Genomic DNA, 16,651 nt, shown 5'->3' with positions numbered 1-16,651 from the left:
TTAGAAATTCAGAATTGAATGGTAAAAAAAAATCCAAAGCATAAAGAAATTTTCAACATGAAATTGTAAAAGTTAAGAAACCCATAAGCATTTCTTTTCAACACTTTAATAGAGTTATTTAAACATTCTAATGGCCACTTTATCTTCCGATGGACAATGAGGATAAGGATGAACTGAATAATCAAGTAGACCTGAGAAGACCTGACAGATTCTTCCTTTTTAAGCAATTTTTAATAACAGTGATGTTTAAGTCTAGAATATCTAAGGTTTCTTTTATATGATTTGTATAGACACCTTGTTTTCTTCCATTACTACAAAAGCAGCGATGTAACCGATAAAAACAAATGGTAGTACAACAAACGAATAAATCAATCCATAAGGCTGGTTCGGTGTGTTTCCTGAAAAATCAACTTTTAAGAGTCCATAAATAAATGTTGCTGCAAAAATCAAAAACGGCAATAATACCGCTGTTTTTGTTATCTTTTTAAATTTTATAATACCAACTCCTCCCTACTTTCTTCAAAACTCCTTTTTCGATCGAGCCTAACTCTCTATTAGTTTACCACAAGGAAAAAGTAGGTCTACTTAATAGTTAAATTTATACGGCTGCCTTTTTCTTAACTAAAACAGCTATTGCAGCCATTAGCAGAATTATCCCCATAAAAGCAGGTGCAGCAGCTCCTAGCATTACATAAAGCTGTCCCCCGATTATTGGACCAATGATTCTTGCTAATGACTGAATCGATTGGCTCCCACCTTGGACGCGGCCTTGCTCACTCGAATCAGCAGATTTTGAGACCATTCCATTGAACGCTGGACCAAAGACTGAATCACCAAAACCGAAGATAAACATCCCGACGATGAAAAATAGATAGAAAGAAAAAATTGCGGAGGCACCGATCAACCCATATCCAATAATTTCAGAACTCATTCCTAAAATAACGATTTGTTTATCACTTAGTTTACGTAAAAGCCCTGGCATAATAAATCCTTGAGAAATAATATCCTGAATCCCCATAATTGAAAATACCAGACCGATCAGAGCAGGTTTCCAATGAAATGTATCGATTGTAAATTGGGACAAAATAGCTTGTAATGAACCGCTTGGAATCCAAAGTAAGAAAGCTGAAATAAGCAAACGATTTAAATTCTTCATCGATAATACATTAAATAGTTGGATAAATGGATTTAATCTTGATGGGGTAATTTCTTTTAAACGATTATCCTTATGAAGACTTTCCGGCATAAAAAAGTAGCCATAAACCACATTCAATAACGTGATGATTGCACCAAAATACAATGGCGCAGCATAACCAAATTTTGCTGCTAATCCCCCACCTAATGCAGGCCCCATAACAGAACCGACACCCGTGATCGCACTGGCCCAGCCAAAGTATTTGGTTCGCTGTTCTTTGGGTGTGATATCGGCAAAGTAAGCAAAAATCGTACTGATGCTTCCTCCTGTTATTCCTTCAATGATCCGGCCAGCAAATAACACCCATAAAGAACCGCCGATCCCAAAAACCAAGAATCCGATTGCAGCTCCTAAAAGACTGAATAACAGCAACGGTCGTCGCCCAAATCTATCGCTCAATGCGCCAAGAATTGGAGCTGAAAAGAACATACAAAAGGCATATACTGAAATCAAAAGTGTAACGACAATTGCTTGATTATTTGGATTGATGATATATGGTTGGACTAAAAACGGGATGACAGGAGTTATGATGCTAAACCCTATTCCGATTAGAAATACAGAGATTAGACCAAAGAGTAACGCATGTTTATCTGTGGATGGTCCCGCTGCTATTTTATTTTGTGATTTTAACTTTGACATGAATAGTTCTCCTTAAACTTTTTAGTTTCCTCGGAAACATATACACTTTACCTTTAATTTGTTTCCATGTCAACAAAAAAAGATGAGACAAAAGTAAAAATCGCTTTTATCTCATCCTCTTTGAATACTATTATTTTTATTCTGACTTGATATTGATTCCTTGTTTCCTCATTTCTTCGTCTAAGTGTTCACTATATTTTCCTATAAAACGAAGCATGTCATCAAATTGTTCTTGTGTAACATCTTCAAAAACCACTTTATCACGTTCTTGAAACTCTTCATGAAGTTTTTCATGAAGATCAAAAACCTGCTGACCTTGCTGCGTAAGCCGAAAATAGATTTCTTTTTTATTTTCAGGTTTTTGATAACGCTCAATCAAGTCTTTTTTTAGAAGCTTTTTCGTTATCTTGCTGATAGCACCTCTTGTCATATACAAGGATTCCGCAAGTTGGGTCACATTGGGATCTGTCGTTTTGCCAATTGATTCGATACAATGAACTTCGGAAGGTTTATATTCTTTAAGCGCTTGTTCCATTTTTTGTTTATTCAACCAAGATAGCTTATTAAATAACGTTCTGAATTCCATTGTTGTCTGTTCTTTTTTATTCATAGCCTATCTCCCTTTACCATTGAATCATTTATTCTAGTATAATGATTTTTTGTTTCTTTTACAACAATATTCAGTTTTTTAAAAAAAACTCGCCCCTGTCCTCTGTCTCACTTAGCGTTAGAAAATGCTTAATCTAACTAAGCCAAATATTGACTTTTTTAGTCAAATAACGTACACTATGAACTTGAATCTGATAATTAAATAGTACCTCAAATCGAGGTAGAGGTTGCGTTTTTTATTAAGCTTATGGAGTGAGAGGACACGTCGAAATAAGTCTAGGAAAAATCGCCGAAATACATAATAGCCTCCCTGTTATGTGTTGGGCCGCAAGTGAAAAACTTGTGGACTGTCTTAGTAGTGATGCTAAGTTGCGCTATGTTTTTGTTGAGAGTACCTGACGATAGTAGGCAACCATGCATATTTGTATGGTTGCTTTTTTGTGCGAAGAAGAGCAATTCAACGCTCTTCTTCAAAGCTCTTTAAACCAAATTATAGTAGCACAAATTCAGTGATTTAAAAGAAAGGAAGAATAATATGAACAAAAAATCATTTTCACTTGGCTTACTGTTTGCAGTTATATTTAGTATTTTCTGCGCTCCATTGTTGAGCCAAGCAGAAGGAACAGGCGCAAATGGTGAATTCCGTGTCGGTATGGAGGCAGGTTATGCCCCATTTAACTGGTCACAAAAAACAGACGCAAATGGCGCTGTCCCCATTCAAGGAAATTCTTCTTATGCAGGAGGATATGATGTCCAAATCGCCAAAAAAATTGCGGATGGACTGGATAAAAAACTCGTTATCGTTCAAACAAAATGGGATGGCTTAGCACCTGCTCTACAATCTGGAAAAATCGATGCCATCATTGCTGGTATGAGTCCAACCGCAGAGCGCCGAAAAGAAATTGATTTTACTGACCCTTACTATGAATCACAATTGGTAGTTGTCGTTCAAAAAAATGGACAGTTTGCAGAGGCTAAAAATTTAAAAGATTTATCTGGTGCGAAAATCACAGCACAGTTAAATACGTTCCATTATAGTGTAATCGACCAAATTCCTGGTGTGAATAAACAGCAAGCAATGGATAATTTTTCTGCAATGAGAACGGCCTTAGCATCTGGCATGATCGACGGTTATGTCAGTGAACGTCCTGAAGGTGTAACTGCAACAAGTGTCAACAAAGACTTGGAAATGCTTGAATTTTCTAAGGAAAATGGCTTCCAAACAAATGCTGAAGATGTTCAAATCGCAGTCGGAATGCGAAAAGCTGACCCCGAAATCAGCAAAGTCAATCAGATTTTATCTGGTATTTCTTCAGAAGAGCGAACAAAAATCATGGATCAAGCAGTCAAAGATCAACCAGCTGCTGAAACAAGCGACAATGAAAAATCGGGTCTTTTAAATGATTACAAAACTATTTGGAATCAATACGGCGGGATGTTTATCCGTGGTGCAGGTTTAACTTTATTTATCGCATTGATCGGAACGGTTGTGGGAACAACCTTAGGACTGTTGATTGGTGTTGTCCGTACGATTCCAGAATCTGAAAATAAAGTAACACGCTTCTTCCAGAAATTGGGTAATGGCTTGCTTTCTATTTATATTGAAGTATTCCGTGGTACGCCAATGATGGTACAAGCGATGGTTATCTTCTATGGTTTGGCTTTGGCTTTTGGAATTTCTCTGGATCGGACAGTTGCTGCATTGTTTATTGTTTCAATCAATACAGGGGCTTATATGTCTGAAATCGTTCGTGGCGGAATTTTTGCTGTCGACCAAGGACAATTTGAAGCGGCCCAAGCAATCGGGATGACACATGGTCAAACAATGCGTAAAGTCGTTGTTCCTCAAGTATTACGTAATATTTTACCAGCGACCGGAAATGAATTTGTCATCAATATTAAAGATACTGCTGTATTAAGTGTTATCGGTGTAGCTGATTTATTCTTCCAGGGAAATTCCGCATCTGGCGCGAACTTCCAATTCTTTCAAACATTTACGATCGTTGGAGTCATGTATTTGATCATGACGTATGCGATTACGCGTATTTTACGTGTCGTTGAGAAGAAAATGGACGGTCCTTCTGCTTATGTGAAACTAGAAGAAACAGATAATATAAAAGAAAGCTAAGAGGTGATGATGATGAACCAAATTATTGAAGTCGAACATTTAAGAAAAAGCTTTGGTGAAAATGAAGTGTTAAAAGATATCAACGTGACGGTAAATAAAGGAGAAGTCGTGACGATCATCGGCTCTTCTGGTTCGGGTAAATCGACTCTTTTACGTTGCATCAACTTACTGGAAAAGCCAACTGGCGGTAAAATTATCTATAAAGGTGAGAATGTTTTAGAACGTGGCTATAACTTGCCGAAATATCGAACTAATTTAGGCATGGTCTTCCAATCGTTCAATCTGTTTAATAATATGAATGTTTTAGAAAATTGTACATCTGGACAACTTACTGTTTTAAAACGCGGGAAAGAAGAGGCACGAAAAATTGCTTTAGAAAATCTTGAAAAAGTTGGGATGGAACGTTTCATCGATGCGAAGCCATCGCAACTTTCTGGTGGACAAAAACAACGTGTCGCAATCGCTCGTGCCCTTTCAATGAATCCTGATGTAATGCTTTTTGATGAACCAACCTCGGCACTTGATCCTGAAATGGTCGGTGAGGTATTAAAGACAATGAAAGATTTAGCGAATACAGGACTTACCATGGTCATCGTAACGCATGAAATGGAATTTGCAAAAGAAGTTTCTGACCGTGTAATTTTTATGGATAAAGGTGTGATTGCTGAAGAAGGTACATCTGATGATATCTTTGTTCATCCAAAAGAAGAACGGACGAAAGAATTTTTACACCGTATTTTGTCAAAATCATAAGTAACAGTGACTAGGACAGAAGCATATCTCCAGAAGAATTACTTTTGTTTTAACTGTTTATTTGTATTTAGGGTGTGAAACAAAAGTGATTTTGGCTTTTGTCTCACACCCTTTGTTTATTTATATTTTCTAATCGTTGGTGGTGTATACGTATCAATAAATTGTTGAATTTCCTCTAACGAATTCGAAAAGAAAACCTTCTCTCGATCAGTCTGTGTTAAAAATCCATCTGCGACCATTTTATCAAAGAAATCCGCTAATAAATCATAATACCCATCGACATTAAAAAAGATACACGGATTTTGGTGTTCCCCAACTCGCCCCCATGAAACAACTTCTGATATTTCCTCTAGCGTTCCCGGTCCACCAGGTAATGCTAAGTAACAGTCTGCTAAATCGATCATCTTACGTTTGCGTTCATGCATATCCCTTACTTCATGCATCTCAGTGATATGTTGATGTGCTAACTCTCGCTCTAATAAAAACGACGGCATTATACCGATCACTTTTCCGCCCTTTTCAATAACCGTATCAGCCAAAATTCCCATTAAGCCGACATTCCCTCCACCGTAAACAAGGTCATAACCATTTTGACTCATCCATTGGCCTAATTCTTTTGTTTGCTCCTGATAAATCGTCTTGTTTCCTAAACTTGCGCCGCAATAAACTGCCATTTTTTTCATAAAATTCCCACCTACGCTCATTAAATAATTTTTTATGCTTCTTCATTTTTTGTTTGATACGATATATCATTAAACGATTTTATTGTATAGTTTTTTTGCTTGTATTCTTTTTGTAAAATCGTAATACTTGTATTGGCCAGCGGTCCACCTTCACGCCATTTAGCTTTTTCTTTTCCCACTAGTGAATTGATCAGCGTAATTAATAAAACCCCATGCGCTACGATCAATATTTTTCCATCCGGATATTCTTCACTAATCTTTTCTATCGTCTGAGTTGAACGTGCCACTAAAGAATCGATGGTCTCACCGCCAAAAGCTACTGGATCATATAAGTCTGGCCGTTGGCGCAAATGACTCGTTTGCTCATCTGTATGATCGATTTCAGCACCTTCACGTTTGCCAAATTTAATTTCTCTTAAGTTGTCATAATACTTAAGCGTTAAACCATCCAAAAAATTATTTTCTTTTAGGATGTAATTTGCTGTGTCCATTGCTCTTTTTTGAGTACTAACAAAAGCTGCATCAAATGATAGATCACAAAGATAACGTCCGGCTTGAATCGCTTGTTCGATTCCTATCGGCAACAAGGGTGAATCAATGTCTCCTCCTTGAAATCGTAAACTTAAATTCAACTCAGTTTTACCGTGTCTAACAAAATAAAATGTGGTCATTTTTTTCCATCCCTTCATTTTTTAAGCGTCTTTATACTTGATTATGATACTACAAATAGAGCCTCTTTACTTTAGGAACACTAAAGTATTTTTCATTTTAGTCTTCTCTATGATACCATAACAAAAGAGACTGTCAGGGTTTGTTAGGATACACAATCAATTTTTGTCTGTGTATTTTAATTTAGCAGATCAATGTGGTACTTCTTTTAAGCTATTTTGATCGCTCTTACACACAAACTAAAAAGTTCACTAAATTAGATTTAAGAAAGATGGGATATAATGGAAAAGAAAATCAGGATTCGCTCAATGGAAGAACGTGATCTTCCTGCATTACTTGAGATTGAAAATACGATTTGGACAAATGAAAATTCTCCAGTACTTCATTATTATAAATCTGTTGATGAATATAAAGAGAAAATCGACGGACGAATCATTTTTGTCGCAGTAGAAGGAGATACTGTTCATGGTTTTGTTGATGTTCATCATCCAACGCCTCTGCTCTCTCATAAAAAACAATGGATGTTTGGTATCGGCGTTCATCCGAATAGTCAGTCATTCGGTATTGGGCGGCAATTATTAGATTATTTAAAGGAAGTTGCAGTGACAGAAGGGATTCATAAAATTTCTTTGCGCGTCATGGGGCCAAACACGAAGGCGATTCAGTTTTACCGTAAAAATGGGTTTATTCAAGAAGCGTTATTCAAAGATGAATTTTTTATCAATGGTGCATTTTGTGATGATTATCAATTTGCCTTTTTCACTAATCAATCTCAGTGATTTTCAATATTTTCAAAAAACCTTTCATTTTTTCTGAAAATTCGCTTGCTGTAGTCTTCTTATTCTGTTATTTTTATTAAGGACAAAATTTAAGGAGTGTTGAAGTGTGACAAAGAAATTATCATGGCGTGATTACCTTTATGTAGGTTCCATGCTATTTGGTTTATTTTTTGGAGCAGGGAATCTGATTTTTCCTGTTCATATGGGACAAGAGGCTGGAGCTAGTATTTTTCTGGCTAATCTCGGCTTTTTGATTACAGGTATTGGTTTACCCTTTTTAGGTGTGATCGCTATCGGTATTTCCAAAAGTAATGGTGTTTTTGATTTGGCAACTCGTATTAATCGACGTTATGCAGTTTTATTTACAGTATTGTTATATCTGACGATTGGTCCTTTTTTTGCCTTACCTCGTCTGGCAACAACGTCTTTTGAGATTGGTTTAGCTCCTTTTATCCCAAGTGATCAGTATACCTTGATTTTAGCAATTTTTTCAGCGCTGTTCTTTTTGGTTGCTTGGGCTTTTTCACGTAAACCTACTAAATTATTAGGTTATGTAGGAAAATTTTTAAATCCATTATTTCTATTTTTGTTAGCAATTTTGATTCTACTGGCTTTTCTTACACCACTCGGGTCTATCTCATCTGCCCCAGTGACTGAGACTTATGCAGCCAATCCTTTTTTTAAGGGCTTTACTGAAGGTTACAATACATTAGATGCACTAGCTTCTCTAGCATTTGGGATCATCATTGTTTCGACGATTCGAGGAATGGGTGTAGAAAAACCAAATGATATTGCGAAAGATACCATCAAATCTGGTGCGATCAGTATTATTTTAATGGGTATCATCTATACCTTGTTATCTTACATGGGGACAATGAGTTTGGGTAAATTTCCTCTTAGTGAAAATGGTGGAATTGCTTTAGCTCAAATCGCAAACTACTATTTAGGTAATTTAGGTAGTATTTTACTGGCATTTATTGTTATTTTAGCCTGTTTGAAAACAGCAATTGGGTTAATCACGGCTTGTTCTGAAACGTTCAGTGAGCTTTTTCCCAAACGTTCTTATGGTTTTTACATTGCAGCAGCCAGTATTTTACCTTGTCTGTTTGCCAATGTTGGCTTAACGAATATTATTCAATTTTCAATTCCTGTCTTAATGTTTCTCTATCCTTTAGCGATGACCTTGATGATTCTAGTCATCATCAGCCCACTCTTTCATCATCGCAAGGAAGTCTATCAAATGACGACTTATGTGACATTATTTGCAGCCTTACTTGATGCTTTAAACAGCTCACCTGAGTTCATCAAATCAAATGGTCTCGTTACAACTATTTTAAAGGCTGCTGAACATTATTTGCCTTTATTTACGATTGGTATGGGATGGGTCGTCCCTGCAATAATTGGCTTTGTGATTGGTTTGATTTGGACGAAGGTCAAAAAAGAAGCTGTTCCTAGCTAATCGCCATAGGCTCGGACAGAGGTGGTTGCTTGTGCTTCCATCATTCATATTTGAGGAGTGAGATAAAAGTAGATTTTACTTTTGTCTCACTCCTTTTTTTTAAATAAGTTCATGATTTTATTTTTTTAATCCAAATAAGAAATAATGTTTACGCTCTTTTATCCTTTGTTCAATTTCACAAAAAAATATCTTTTTGTTAAGTATGCATCACTAAATATTCATCGACTATCGTCTTAGCTGACAAGTGTCCATAAAGTACAGTAGAATAGGGGCAAGGAAGTGATTAAAATGTTATATGAGGAATTGATGATGGATTCAGGAATGCTTACAAAGTTTAAAGTATTCAAGCGTATTACACAAATCAATCAACCAGATATCTCTATTACCCAGTTATCTGAAGAACTCTTTTTAAATTATCAGCAGACATTTATTATCATAAATGAAATCAATAATGATTTAGTTAAAGTGATTTCTACTCACCCATCAATTTTGCAAAAAGCAGGAAAGATCGACAGTACAAAAATGCTGGTAATGATTGATGAATATCGGTATTATCTACTAAAAAAATCGGTTCCGTTTCAATTTATTCTTTATTTTTTAAATCATGATTCTCCAAGTATAGATGATTTTTGTCAACGTTATTACGTGAGTCGCTCAACAGTTTCCAGAAAGATCCTACCCTTAAAAAAACATGTAAAACAATTTAATTTACGCTTTACATATACTGAAGCAAACTTGTCTGGTGACGAGCGCGCTGTCAGGATCGCGCTTTTTGATATTTTATGGCTAGGAACACGAGGAACCGTTTGGCCTTTTAAAAGCGTTGCCCTTGAAGACGCTGAAAAACTTGTCCATGCATTTTCTGAATATTTCCCATTGTCCAGAACCTATTTGGGTGCCAAAGAGCTGACGTATTTTGCAGCAATCTTTCTTTGCCGTACTCGGAAAAAATTTTTTGTTCTTTATGATGAACGTTATAACTTCTTAATGATGAATAATCCGTACTATGATTTTGAACGACTGAACAAAGAGCTTAGTCCAATTCAAGCATTACCTTCTAAGTATAGTAAAGGAGAAAGTAGCTTCATCTTTTTCTTAGCTCACTATTCACCTTTTTATACGTTAGATGATGATCCTTCATTAATTCAAACGCTCCATGACTTTTCTTCTAGACCGAATCCTGTCTATGAATTAGTCCAAGAATTTTTAGCGTATGCTAAGCTCAATGTCTTTAAAAAAGAACCGGAATTGCTCGATAAACCAAATGTGATTGGAAATTTGCTGAACATTACCTTTGCTTTTTATGTCTTGCGCCAACCTCTTCCAAATCTTCAAAAATTGATAGAATTACCGCGTAAAAGGAAAAAACTAGACGAACTTCTGGAAATAAAAATTCAAGCTTTTTTTGATGAAAAAGCAAAAGAAAAAGAGTATAAATTTATTTATACAATTAAAGCGTCGGTCGTTACCATGTTCAAAGCTGTATTACTTCCTATTTATGATAAACCAAAGCATTCTGAGCATTTAAAAATCGGTATTGCTTTTGAACATAATTTTCTTTTGGTCAGAAGGATTTATCAGTTTTTAAATGATTTAGATTTTGTTGATGTCTCTCATTATCAAGAAGAATTGAATGAACAATATGATTTGGTCGTTAGTTCTTCTTTATTACCTAGAAAAAAATATCCAGAATTACCGCTTTATTTCTGGGATTTGTCTTATAACGAAGAAAATCTAGCTGACCTGTACCGCACAGTCCAGCAGGTTGTTGATAAAAAAAATAGTATCACAGAATAAAGAATCAGCACTGAACTAGTATGAGATACCCTTTATTTCACCCAATATTGTATATTATTCTGATTTTTTTAGTAGGAAGAAATACTTTATAAAAAAGGATCCAGATTGTATAAAAAAAGAGTGAGGCAAAAGTTAAAAATACTTTTGTCTCACTCTCGACTAACTAGATAATATGAAGCTTACTCATCATAAGTAGTCTCATGAAAAAATGCTACGTCCAATCCTTTTTCTTGTTCTTCTTTTGTTGTTTCTATTCTGGTTACTTTTGATGCAGCAATCAAAATAAGTCTAGTCACAATGAATGCATAAGCGGCAACGAAACAGACCCCTAAAATTTGAACAAGTAGTGCCTTTAAGCCCTCGGATGTTACCAATGAAGCGCCGGTTCCAAAAATACCAATCAAAATAGTTCCAGTAAATCCTCCGACACCATGAACACCCCACACATCTAATGCATCATCCCAGCCTTTTTTCTTACGAAAATCAACAGCAAGATTACAAATATGCATCTTCGCGGATTGCAGTATGCGGACAACTTCCTGTTTTTACACCTATAATACGATCTTCACTTAGTACAGAGTTATCACACAAAAATTTCACATCTTCTTTTGTATAGATATCATTTGTGATTACAGCAACATTCAACTCCTCATTCATTTGTCTCACTAAGCGTTCAATAAGTAGCGTTTTTCTTGATCCAACAGGTCCATCGACATCAATTATTACTTTTTTTTCATCTATTATTTTCTCCCTATGACATAAAAAGTCTAAAAATCTGTGTCTCATGATTAATTTGTGATAATTCGATTCCAGGGACATTTGCACCTAGATACGAAGCGTCTATTGGATCATCAGAATCATTTCAGAAATACCTTCCATAACATCATTTTTTATTAAAAGATTTCTTCCCTCATTCATTAATTCCGAGACTGTTTTTCCCTCACGTGCTCCCTCTAAAACTAAATCGGTAATTAGTGCCACACTTTCAGGAGGGTTTAATTTAATTTTTTTGTCTTTTCTTCTTTGGGCAATCATGGCCGCTAAACTGATCATCATTTTTTTTGTTCTCTTGTTGTCAACTGCATATTAAGTGCTCCCCTCTTCTTTTTATTTAGGCCATAAATCAAGCAGCATCAGGAATCCTGGAATCCAAGCTGTAACAATTCCTTCACCGACTAATAGATAACCTACAAATTTCCCTAAATTTTTTCCCAGTGTATTTTCAAGAAATCCTGTAAACCATAGAATTCCCCAGAGAAACCAAATTATTCCATATAATGCATTGCCACCATATCCATAAAAACATAATATTCCTGCTGGAATAGCGTTGATTGCTGTATAAAGATAAGTGAACGCAAATAATACCCCCGTCGCACTTGCATAGAACCCAGACGAATCTTTACTAGCAACTATTCCATAGATAGTACCACCAAATTTAAAATTAAACGTAATCCGCCTTTAAATAGATTCATGACCACGATGGATTCATCTTTGGTTCCTTGAAGCCGATATAGCCCGTTACTCATCAATACCATTCCTACATACAGTAAAATAACTAAAAAAATTATATACACTTTATATAATCCGCTTACAAAAAAGGATATCCAAAAATACTTGATCAACATTATTTAAAGAGTTTTTGATTTATATTAAAAAAACAGACTAAAACCTAATTCCATCCTAGAAACAACTAATTATGAGTTAAAAATAACTAAAATCTAAAGTATTAACCTTACACAAAAATAGAATAAATCTTTTATTTATATGTTTATTTCATTTTGTCAACAAAAAGCCTTTATATAACATGTATTCTACTCTTAAATATCCTCATTTACAAACAATATCATTCTTTTATTCTTTTTTCATAAATTTTGTTATAAAAAAAGGACTAAAACACAGATTTTTGTCCCTGTATCTCAGTTCTATTTAGTAAAATTTGTTTATTTAATATTCTTTATCCATATTTCACTTCAACTATAGACAATTCTTAGGTATGAGCGGCTAACTATTTGAGATCAGCTCTCTTTATTACCTAGAAAAAATAATTAGAACTATCGCGTTACTTCTGAGATTTGTTCTACGATGAAGAACAGCTAGCTGATTTGTACTAGATACTCCAGTAGGTTGTCGATAAAAACCAGTCTCTAATCTCAATGAAAATAGTTGGAATTACGCTATCAGCTATTTCATTAAATTACATTCTAACTTTTATTCTCGTTTTGCATTTAAATTCACGACAACGATATCACCTTTATCGTATCTATGGCGTGTTTGCGAATATTCAAACGGAACACCTGAATCTAAAAATACGACTTGATCAACTTCCAAGATTGGGTCAATTTCTTCACATTCCAAATATTTTTTATCATTTTCATTTGGTCGATCTGCATGAATTCTACGATTAGCAACCCCAATGCCCAAACCTAATACGTCTTCAATATGACTATATATCGAGTGATACAATACTTTTTCTGTGATACCTGTGATAACTTTAATTGGCATGATCGTATACTCCAACAGCAAAGGTTCTCCTTTAAAATAACGTAGACGAATAATATCATAAACTGGTTTTGAGGGATCAATCATTAGTTTTTCGCATTCCATTTCATTAGGAAAACGAATTGAAAAGGAAATAATTTTACTCGTTATTTTTCCTTTTAAACCTAAATGTTTGGTCACGCCATTATAGATATCCGCTTTACTATCAAGTTCTGACAATGTGCGAGCATTTTTCCTCACGAATGTTCCGGAACCGCGACGACTATATACTAAGCCTTCGATTCTCAAAATCTCCAATGCTTTTTGTATCGTCATTCGACTTGTTTTATATTCTTTGGCCAACACTACTTGCTCCGGCATTGACTTTTCGCTGTTATAAAAACCACTAATGATTTTTGCACGAATATCATCTGCAACTTCTTTGTATCTTGACATGACAAATCCTCACATTCATTTTTCTTTCATTTATTATAAAACGGATTATATGCATTATCAACTCCTTTAAATGTTGTTCATTTTATAATAAATGACTTTACATTTAAATTTTTATGTTGTAAACTCTGTTTGTAAACGTTTACTATAAAATCAAAATAGGAGAATCATTATGAAACCTACTAAGAATTTTTTTTGGGGAAACTCTGTTTCAAGTATGCAAACGGAAGGAGGATGGAATGAAGGCGGAAAAAGCTTATCCGTTTATGATATCCGTGAAGCATCTGAATTTGCCAGTGACTGGCATTATGCCAACGATAACTTCCACCATTTTGATGAAGACTTAGATTACATCAAAGATTTAGGCATGAATATGTATCGTTTTCAGATTTCATGGAGCCGTGTGGTCAAAGATGGTGATGGTGCGTTCAACGAAGAAGGCATTGCTTATTATGAACGTTTAATCGATGGCTTATTGGCTCGTGGTATTGAACCTATGATTTGTTTGTATCATTTTGATATGCCCTTACATCTAGCAGAAAAATACAACGGCTTAATGAGTAAAGAGGTATTGCATGCTTTTGTTCGTTATGGAAAAGAAATGATCGACCGCTTTGCCAACAAAGTTAAGTATTGGATCGTCTTTAATGAACAAAATTTGTACCATGTTTCAGAAGCATTCAAAATTAGCGGTTACGTAAAAGGAGAACGAACGATTGATGATCTTTATAAAATTCTACACAACGTAATGACCGCGCATGCTCGAATTGCTAATTACATTCATGAAACAACGGATGCTAAAATTGGCGGCATGCTAGCTTACTCCGAAGTCTATCCTGCTACAAGCAATCCAAAAGATATTTTAGCTGCTAGAAAATGGGATGAATTTGTCAATTACACGTTGCTTGATGCCTATACTAAAGGTGTATATTCTCATGAAATGATGACCTTTGTAAAAAATAATCAAGTCGATATGGGGATTCTGCCTGGTGAGTTAGAAGATATTGGAAAGCAAAAAAATGATTTTTTAAGTTTCAGTTATTATGCATCAACGACTCTTAATGGGGATAAAATTCCAATTGGAACCCCTCCAAACTTTTTCCTTGATTATGCTAAAGAAGATAATCCTAACATCAGTACCACCGAATGGAATTGGCAGATCGATCCACTTGGCTTTAGAGATGTTTTAAATAAAATGTACCAACGCTATCGTTTACCTGTCTTTCCTATCGAAAATGGGATCGGGGTTCAAGAAGAATGGGATGGCATAAATCCAATCCAAGACGATTACCGAATCGACTATCATCATGACCACTTAAAAGCAATGTATGATGCTATGATTATTGATGGCGTAGACGTTATTGGTTATCTTGGCTGGGGCTTGATCGATATCTTAAGTTCTCAAGGGGATATGCGCAAGCGATACGGACTCGTCTATGTCAATCGGACAAACCATGATTTACTAGATATGAAACGTGTACCTAAAAAAAGTTACGATTGGTTTAAACAAGTGATAGCTACTAATGGGGAGATCATTTACAGTAAAGGGGAGTAGTCGTTATGGACAGAAACAAAAGAAGTTTTTTAGATAAATTCACAGAAGTCTCTATCAAAATTGGAAATCAAGTGCATCTTCGTTCTTTGCGAGATGCCTTTACCACCATTATGCCGATGTTTATCTTAGCTGGTTTAGCAGTTTTAGTAAATAATGTTTTGTTTCCTTTTGCTTTTAAAGACGATACTTTATCTAAGTTACAAACTTTTGGAAATGTGATCACTAATGGCACATTAAATATTGCTGGATTATTGATTGCACCAATGATTGCCTATTATCTCGCAAAAAATAAAAACTTTAATAACCCAATTTCTGCCACTGCTGTCGCTACATCTACCTTAGTTATCATGATGGCGATGACTTACACTGTAACCCCGATCGGTTCAGAAACAGCTGTCACTATTGACGGAATTCTAACTTATGGTAATTTAGGCACACAAGGAATGTTTTCTGGAATTATTATCGGTTTGCTTGCAACTGAGTTATATATGAGAATCTCTTCTATCAAAAAATTACAGATCAATTTAGGTGATCAAGTACCACCAGCTGTTGGTCGTAGTTTCAGTTCATTGCTTCCCTCACTTATCACACTCAGTTTGTTCGCTGTCATTTCAACGATTTTAATTGTTCTTTTTGATACTGACCTTATTACATTGATCTCAACTTTAATTCAAGAACCTCTAAGAAAAGTCAACACGTCACTTTTAGGATTTTTACTGATTTACACTACAGGCAATTTCTTATTTACCTTAGGAATTCATCAAACAGTCATCAATGGTTCGTTACTTGATCCACTTTTATTAGTCAATATGAATGAAAATATGGCGGCTATCAACGAAGGAAAAGAAGCCCCTCATATTATCAATAGTTCGTTTATTACCGTTTATAGTCAAATGGGCGGAACAGGTGGTACTATGGCGTTGATCCTTGCAGTCATTTTATTTGTTAAATATAAACCCTACAAGGATGTGGTTAGCTTATCTGTTGCACCAAGTATTTTTGAAATAAATGAACCAATTATTTTTGGGTTACCCATTGTCTTTAATATTCCAATGATGATTCCTTTTATTTTTAGTCCAGTAATCGGTGCTTTAATTGGGTATTTTGCTACGGCAATTGGCTTTGTTAAACCACTCTCTGTATTAGTCCCTTGGACAACACCACCGATTATTAGCGGTTTTCTTGCTAGTTCTGGTGATTGGAAAGTCGCGTTTTTACAAATAATCATTCTGATAGTAACCCTATTTTTCTATCTTCCATTCTTGAAAATTTCCGAACGAGTGTCCAGAGCGCAAGCGGCACAATTACTTGCAGAAAACGACAATCAATAATTTTTCACTCTGACTCATAATTAGCAAATACGGCCGAGATAAAATCATTTAGCTCCGAAAATAAGAAGGAGCTGCTTTTTTCTCGCCATTTAGTCAGATTTAGAGCGTGAAACAAAACTGGTC

The 16,651-nt window shown here is 35.3% G+C and carries 14 protein-coding genes, 5 pseudogenes and 1 riboswitch; of the genes and pseudogenes, 7 read left to right on the top strand and 12 right to left on the bottom strand.

Features of this window, described 5'->3' with window-relative positions; genetic code table 11:
- Nucleotides 1-8: 8 nt before the first annotated feature.
- The 4 genes and pseudogenes from AC4BC4_RS02330 to AC4BC4_RS02315 form a co-directional block, all read right to left on the bottom strand.
- Nucleotides 9-134 (bottom strand): annotated as a pseudogene (locus AC4BC4_RS02330) (transposase); the annotation flags it as partial.
- A 139-nt stretch (nucleotides 135-273) separates the two neighbouring features.
- Nucleotides 274-450 carry a hypothetical protein gene (locus AC4BC4_RS02325; RefSeq protein WP_490476631.1) on the bottom strand — a complete coding sequence of 59 codons (177 nt, stop codon included), beginning with the start codon at nucleotides 448-450 and terminating at the stop codon, nucleotides 274-276.
- A 148-nt stretch (nucleotides 451-598) separates the two neighbouring features.
- Entirely contained in the window at nucleotides 599-1,834 is a 1,236-nt protein-coding gene (locus tag AC4BC4_RS02320) for an MFS transporter (protein ID WP_490476630.1), read from the bottom strand.
- 136 nt (nucleotides 1,835-1,970) lie between these two features.
- On the bottom strand, nucleotides 1,971-2,444 hold the full coding sequence (locus AC4BC4_RS02315) for a MarR family winged helix-turn-helix transcriptional regulator (RefSeq protein WP_490476629.1): 474 nt from the start codon (nucleotides 2,442-2,444) through the stop codon (nucleotides 1,971-1,973).
- Nucleotides 2,445-2,656: 212 nt separating this feature from the next.
- A riboswitch (Lysine riboswitch) is annotated at nucleotides 2,657-2,828 on the top strand.
- A 150-nt stretch (nucleotides 2,829-2,978) separates the two neighbouring features.
- On the opposite strand from AC4BC4_RS02315, the gene AC4BC4_RS02310 reads away from it, so the two are divergent.
- Nucleotides 2,979-4,571 carry an ABC transporter permease subunit gene (locus AC4BC4_RS02310; RefSeq protein ID WP_438757401.1) on the top strand — a complete coding sequence of 531 codons (1,593 nt, stop codon included), beginning with the start codon at nucleotides 2,979-2,981 and terminating at the stop codon, nucleotides 4,569-4,571.
- Nucleotides 4,572-4,580: 9 nt separating this feature from the next.
- Complete coding sequence (locus tag AC4BC4_RS02305) at nucleotides 4,581-5,324, top strand: amino acid ABC transporter ATP-binding protein (RefSeq protein WP_438757402.1); 744 nt, start codon at nucleotides 4,581-4,583, stop codon at nucleotides 5,322-5,324.
- A 116-nt stretch (nucleotides 5,325-5,440) separates the two neighbouring features.
- Here the strand turns inward: AC4BC4_RS02305 and AC4BC4_RS02300 are convergent, their stop codons facing one another.
- Both AC4BC4_RS02300 and AC4BC4_RS02295 read right to left on the bottom strand, forming a co-directional pair.
- Complete coding sequence (locus tag AC4BC4_RS02300) at nucleotides 5,441-6,007, bottom strand: LOG family protein (protein ID WP_438757403.1); 567 nt, start codon at nucleotides 6,005-6,007, stop codon at nucleotides 5,441-5,443.
- 32 nt (nucleotides 6,008-6,039) lie between these two features.
- Nucleotides 6,040-6,678 carry a histidine phosphatase family protein gene (locus AC4BC4_RS02295; protein ID WP_490476628.1) on the bottom strand — a complete coding sequence of 213 codons (639 nt, stop codon included), beginning with the start codon at nucleotides 6,676-6,678 and terminating at the stop codon, nucleotides 6,040-6,042.
- A gap of 279 nt (nucleotides 6,679-6,957) precedes the next feature.
- Between AC4BC4_RS02295 and AC4BC4_RS02290 the strand changes: the two genes are divergently transcribed.
- From AC4BC4_RS02290 to AC4BC4_RS02280, 3 genes are all read left to right on the top strand, one after another.
- A complete protein-coding gene (locus tag AC4BC4_RS02290; RefSeq protein WP_490476627.1) occupies nucleotides 6,958-7,455 on the top strand; it encodes a GNAT family N-acetyltransferase in 498 nt (165 codons plus the stop codon).
- A gap of 106 nt (nucleotides 7,456-7,561) precedes the next feature.
- On the top strand, nucleotides 7,562-8,914 hold the full coding sequence (gene brnQ, locus AC4BC4_RS02285) for a branched-chain amino acid transport system II carrier protein (RefSeq protein ID WP_490476626.1): 1,353 nt from the start codon (nucleotides 7,562-7,564) through the stop codon (nucleotides 8,912-8,914).
- 288 nt (nucleotides 8,915-9,202) lie between these two features.
- Entirely contained in the window at nucleotides 9,203-10,711 is a 1,509-nt protein-coding gene (locus AC4BC4_RS02280; protein WP_490477338.1) for a helix-turn-helix domain-containing protein, read from the top strand.
- Nucleotides 10,712-10,890: 179 nt separating this feature from the next.
- On the opposite strand, the gene AC4BC4_RS02275 is transcribed toward AC4BC4_RS02280, so the two are convergent.
- The 6 genes and pseudogenes from AC4BC4_RS02275 to AC4BC4_RS02250 all read right to left on the bottom strand — a co-directional run bounded on the left by AC4BC4_RS02275 (nucleotide 10,891) and on the right by AC4BC4_RS02250 (nucleotide 13,645).
- On the bottom strand, nucleotides 10,891-11,214 hold the full coding sequence (locus AC4BC4_RS02275; protein ID WP_490477337.1) for a hypothetical protein: 324 nt from the start codon (nucleotides 11,212-11,214) through the stop codon (nucleotides 10,891-10,893).
- 1 nt (nucleotide 11,215) lies between these two features.
- Nucleotides 11,216-11,497, bottom strand: a pseudogene (locus AC4BC4_RS02270) (GTP-binding protein); the annotation flags it as partial.
- A pseudogene (locus AC4BC4_RS02265) lies at nucleotides 11,463-11,555 on the bottom strand (urease accessory protein UreF); the annotation flags it as partial. The pseudogenes AC4BC4_RS02265 and AC4BC4_RS02270, both read right to left, overlap by 35 nt.
- Nucleotides 11,552-11,796 (bottom strand): annotated as a pseudogene (gene ureA, locus AC4BC4_RS02260) (urease subunit gamma). The pseudogenes AC4BC4_RS02265 and ureA, both read right to left, overlap by 4 nt.
- A gap of 22 nt (nucleotides 11,797-11,818) precedes the next feature.
- A pseudogene (locus AC4BC4_RS02255) lies at nucleotides 11,819-12,246 on the bottom strand (AmiS/UreI family transporter).
- 673 nt (nucleotides 12,247-12,919) lie between these two features.
- Nucleotides 12,920-13,645, bottom strand: coding sequence for a GntR family transcriptional regulator (locus AC4BC4_RS02250; protein WP_490476625.1), 726 nt, complete (start codon nucleotides 13,643-13,645; stop codon nucleotides 12,920-12,922).
- Between the two features lie 169 nt (nucleotides 13,646-13,814).
- On the opposite strand from AC4BC4_RS02250, the gene AC4BC4_RS02245 reads away from it, so the two are divergent.
- Nucleotides 13,815-15,197 (top strand): glycoside hydrolase family 1 protein, encoded by a 1,383-nt coding sequence (locus AC4BC4_RS02245; protein WP_438757422.1) that lies wholly within the window; start codon nucleotides 13,815-13,817, stop codon nucleotides 15,195-15,197.
- A 5-nt stretch (nucleotides 15,198-15,202) separates the two neighbouring features.
- On the top strand, nucleotides 15,203-16,528 hold the full coding sequence (locus AC4BC4_RS02240; RefSeq protein ID WP_438757423.1) for a PTS sugar transporter subunit IIC: 1,326 nt from the start codon (nucleotides 15,203-15,205) through the stop codon (nucleotides 16,526-16,528).
- The last annotated feature ends 123 nt before the right edge of the window (nucleotides 16,529-16,651 follow it).

It is taken from the genome of Enterococcus sp. AMC1086 (genome assembly GCF_058216575.1).
This window is presented reverse-complemented; position numbering and strand designations above follow the sequence as displayed.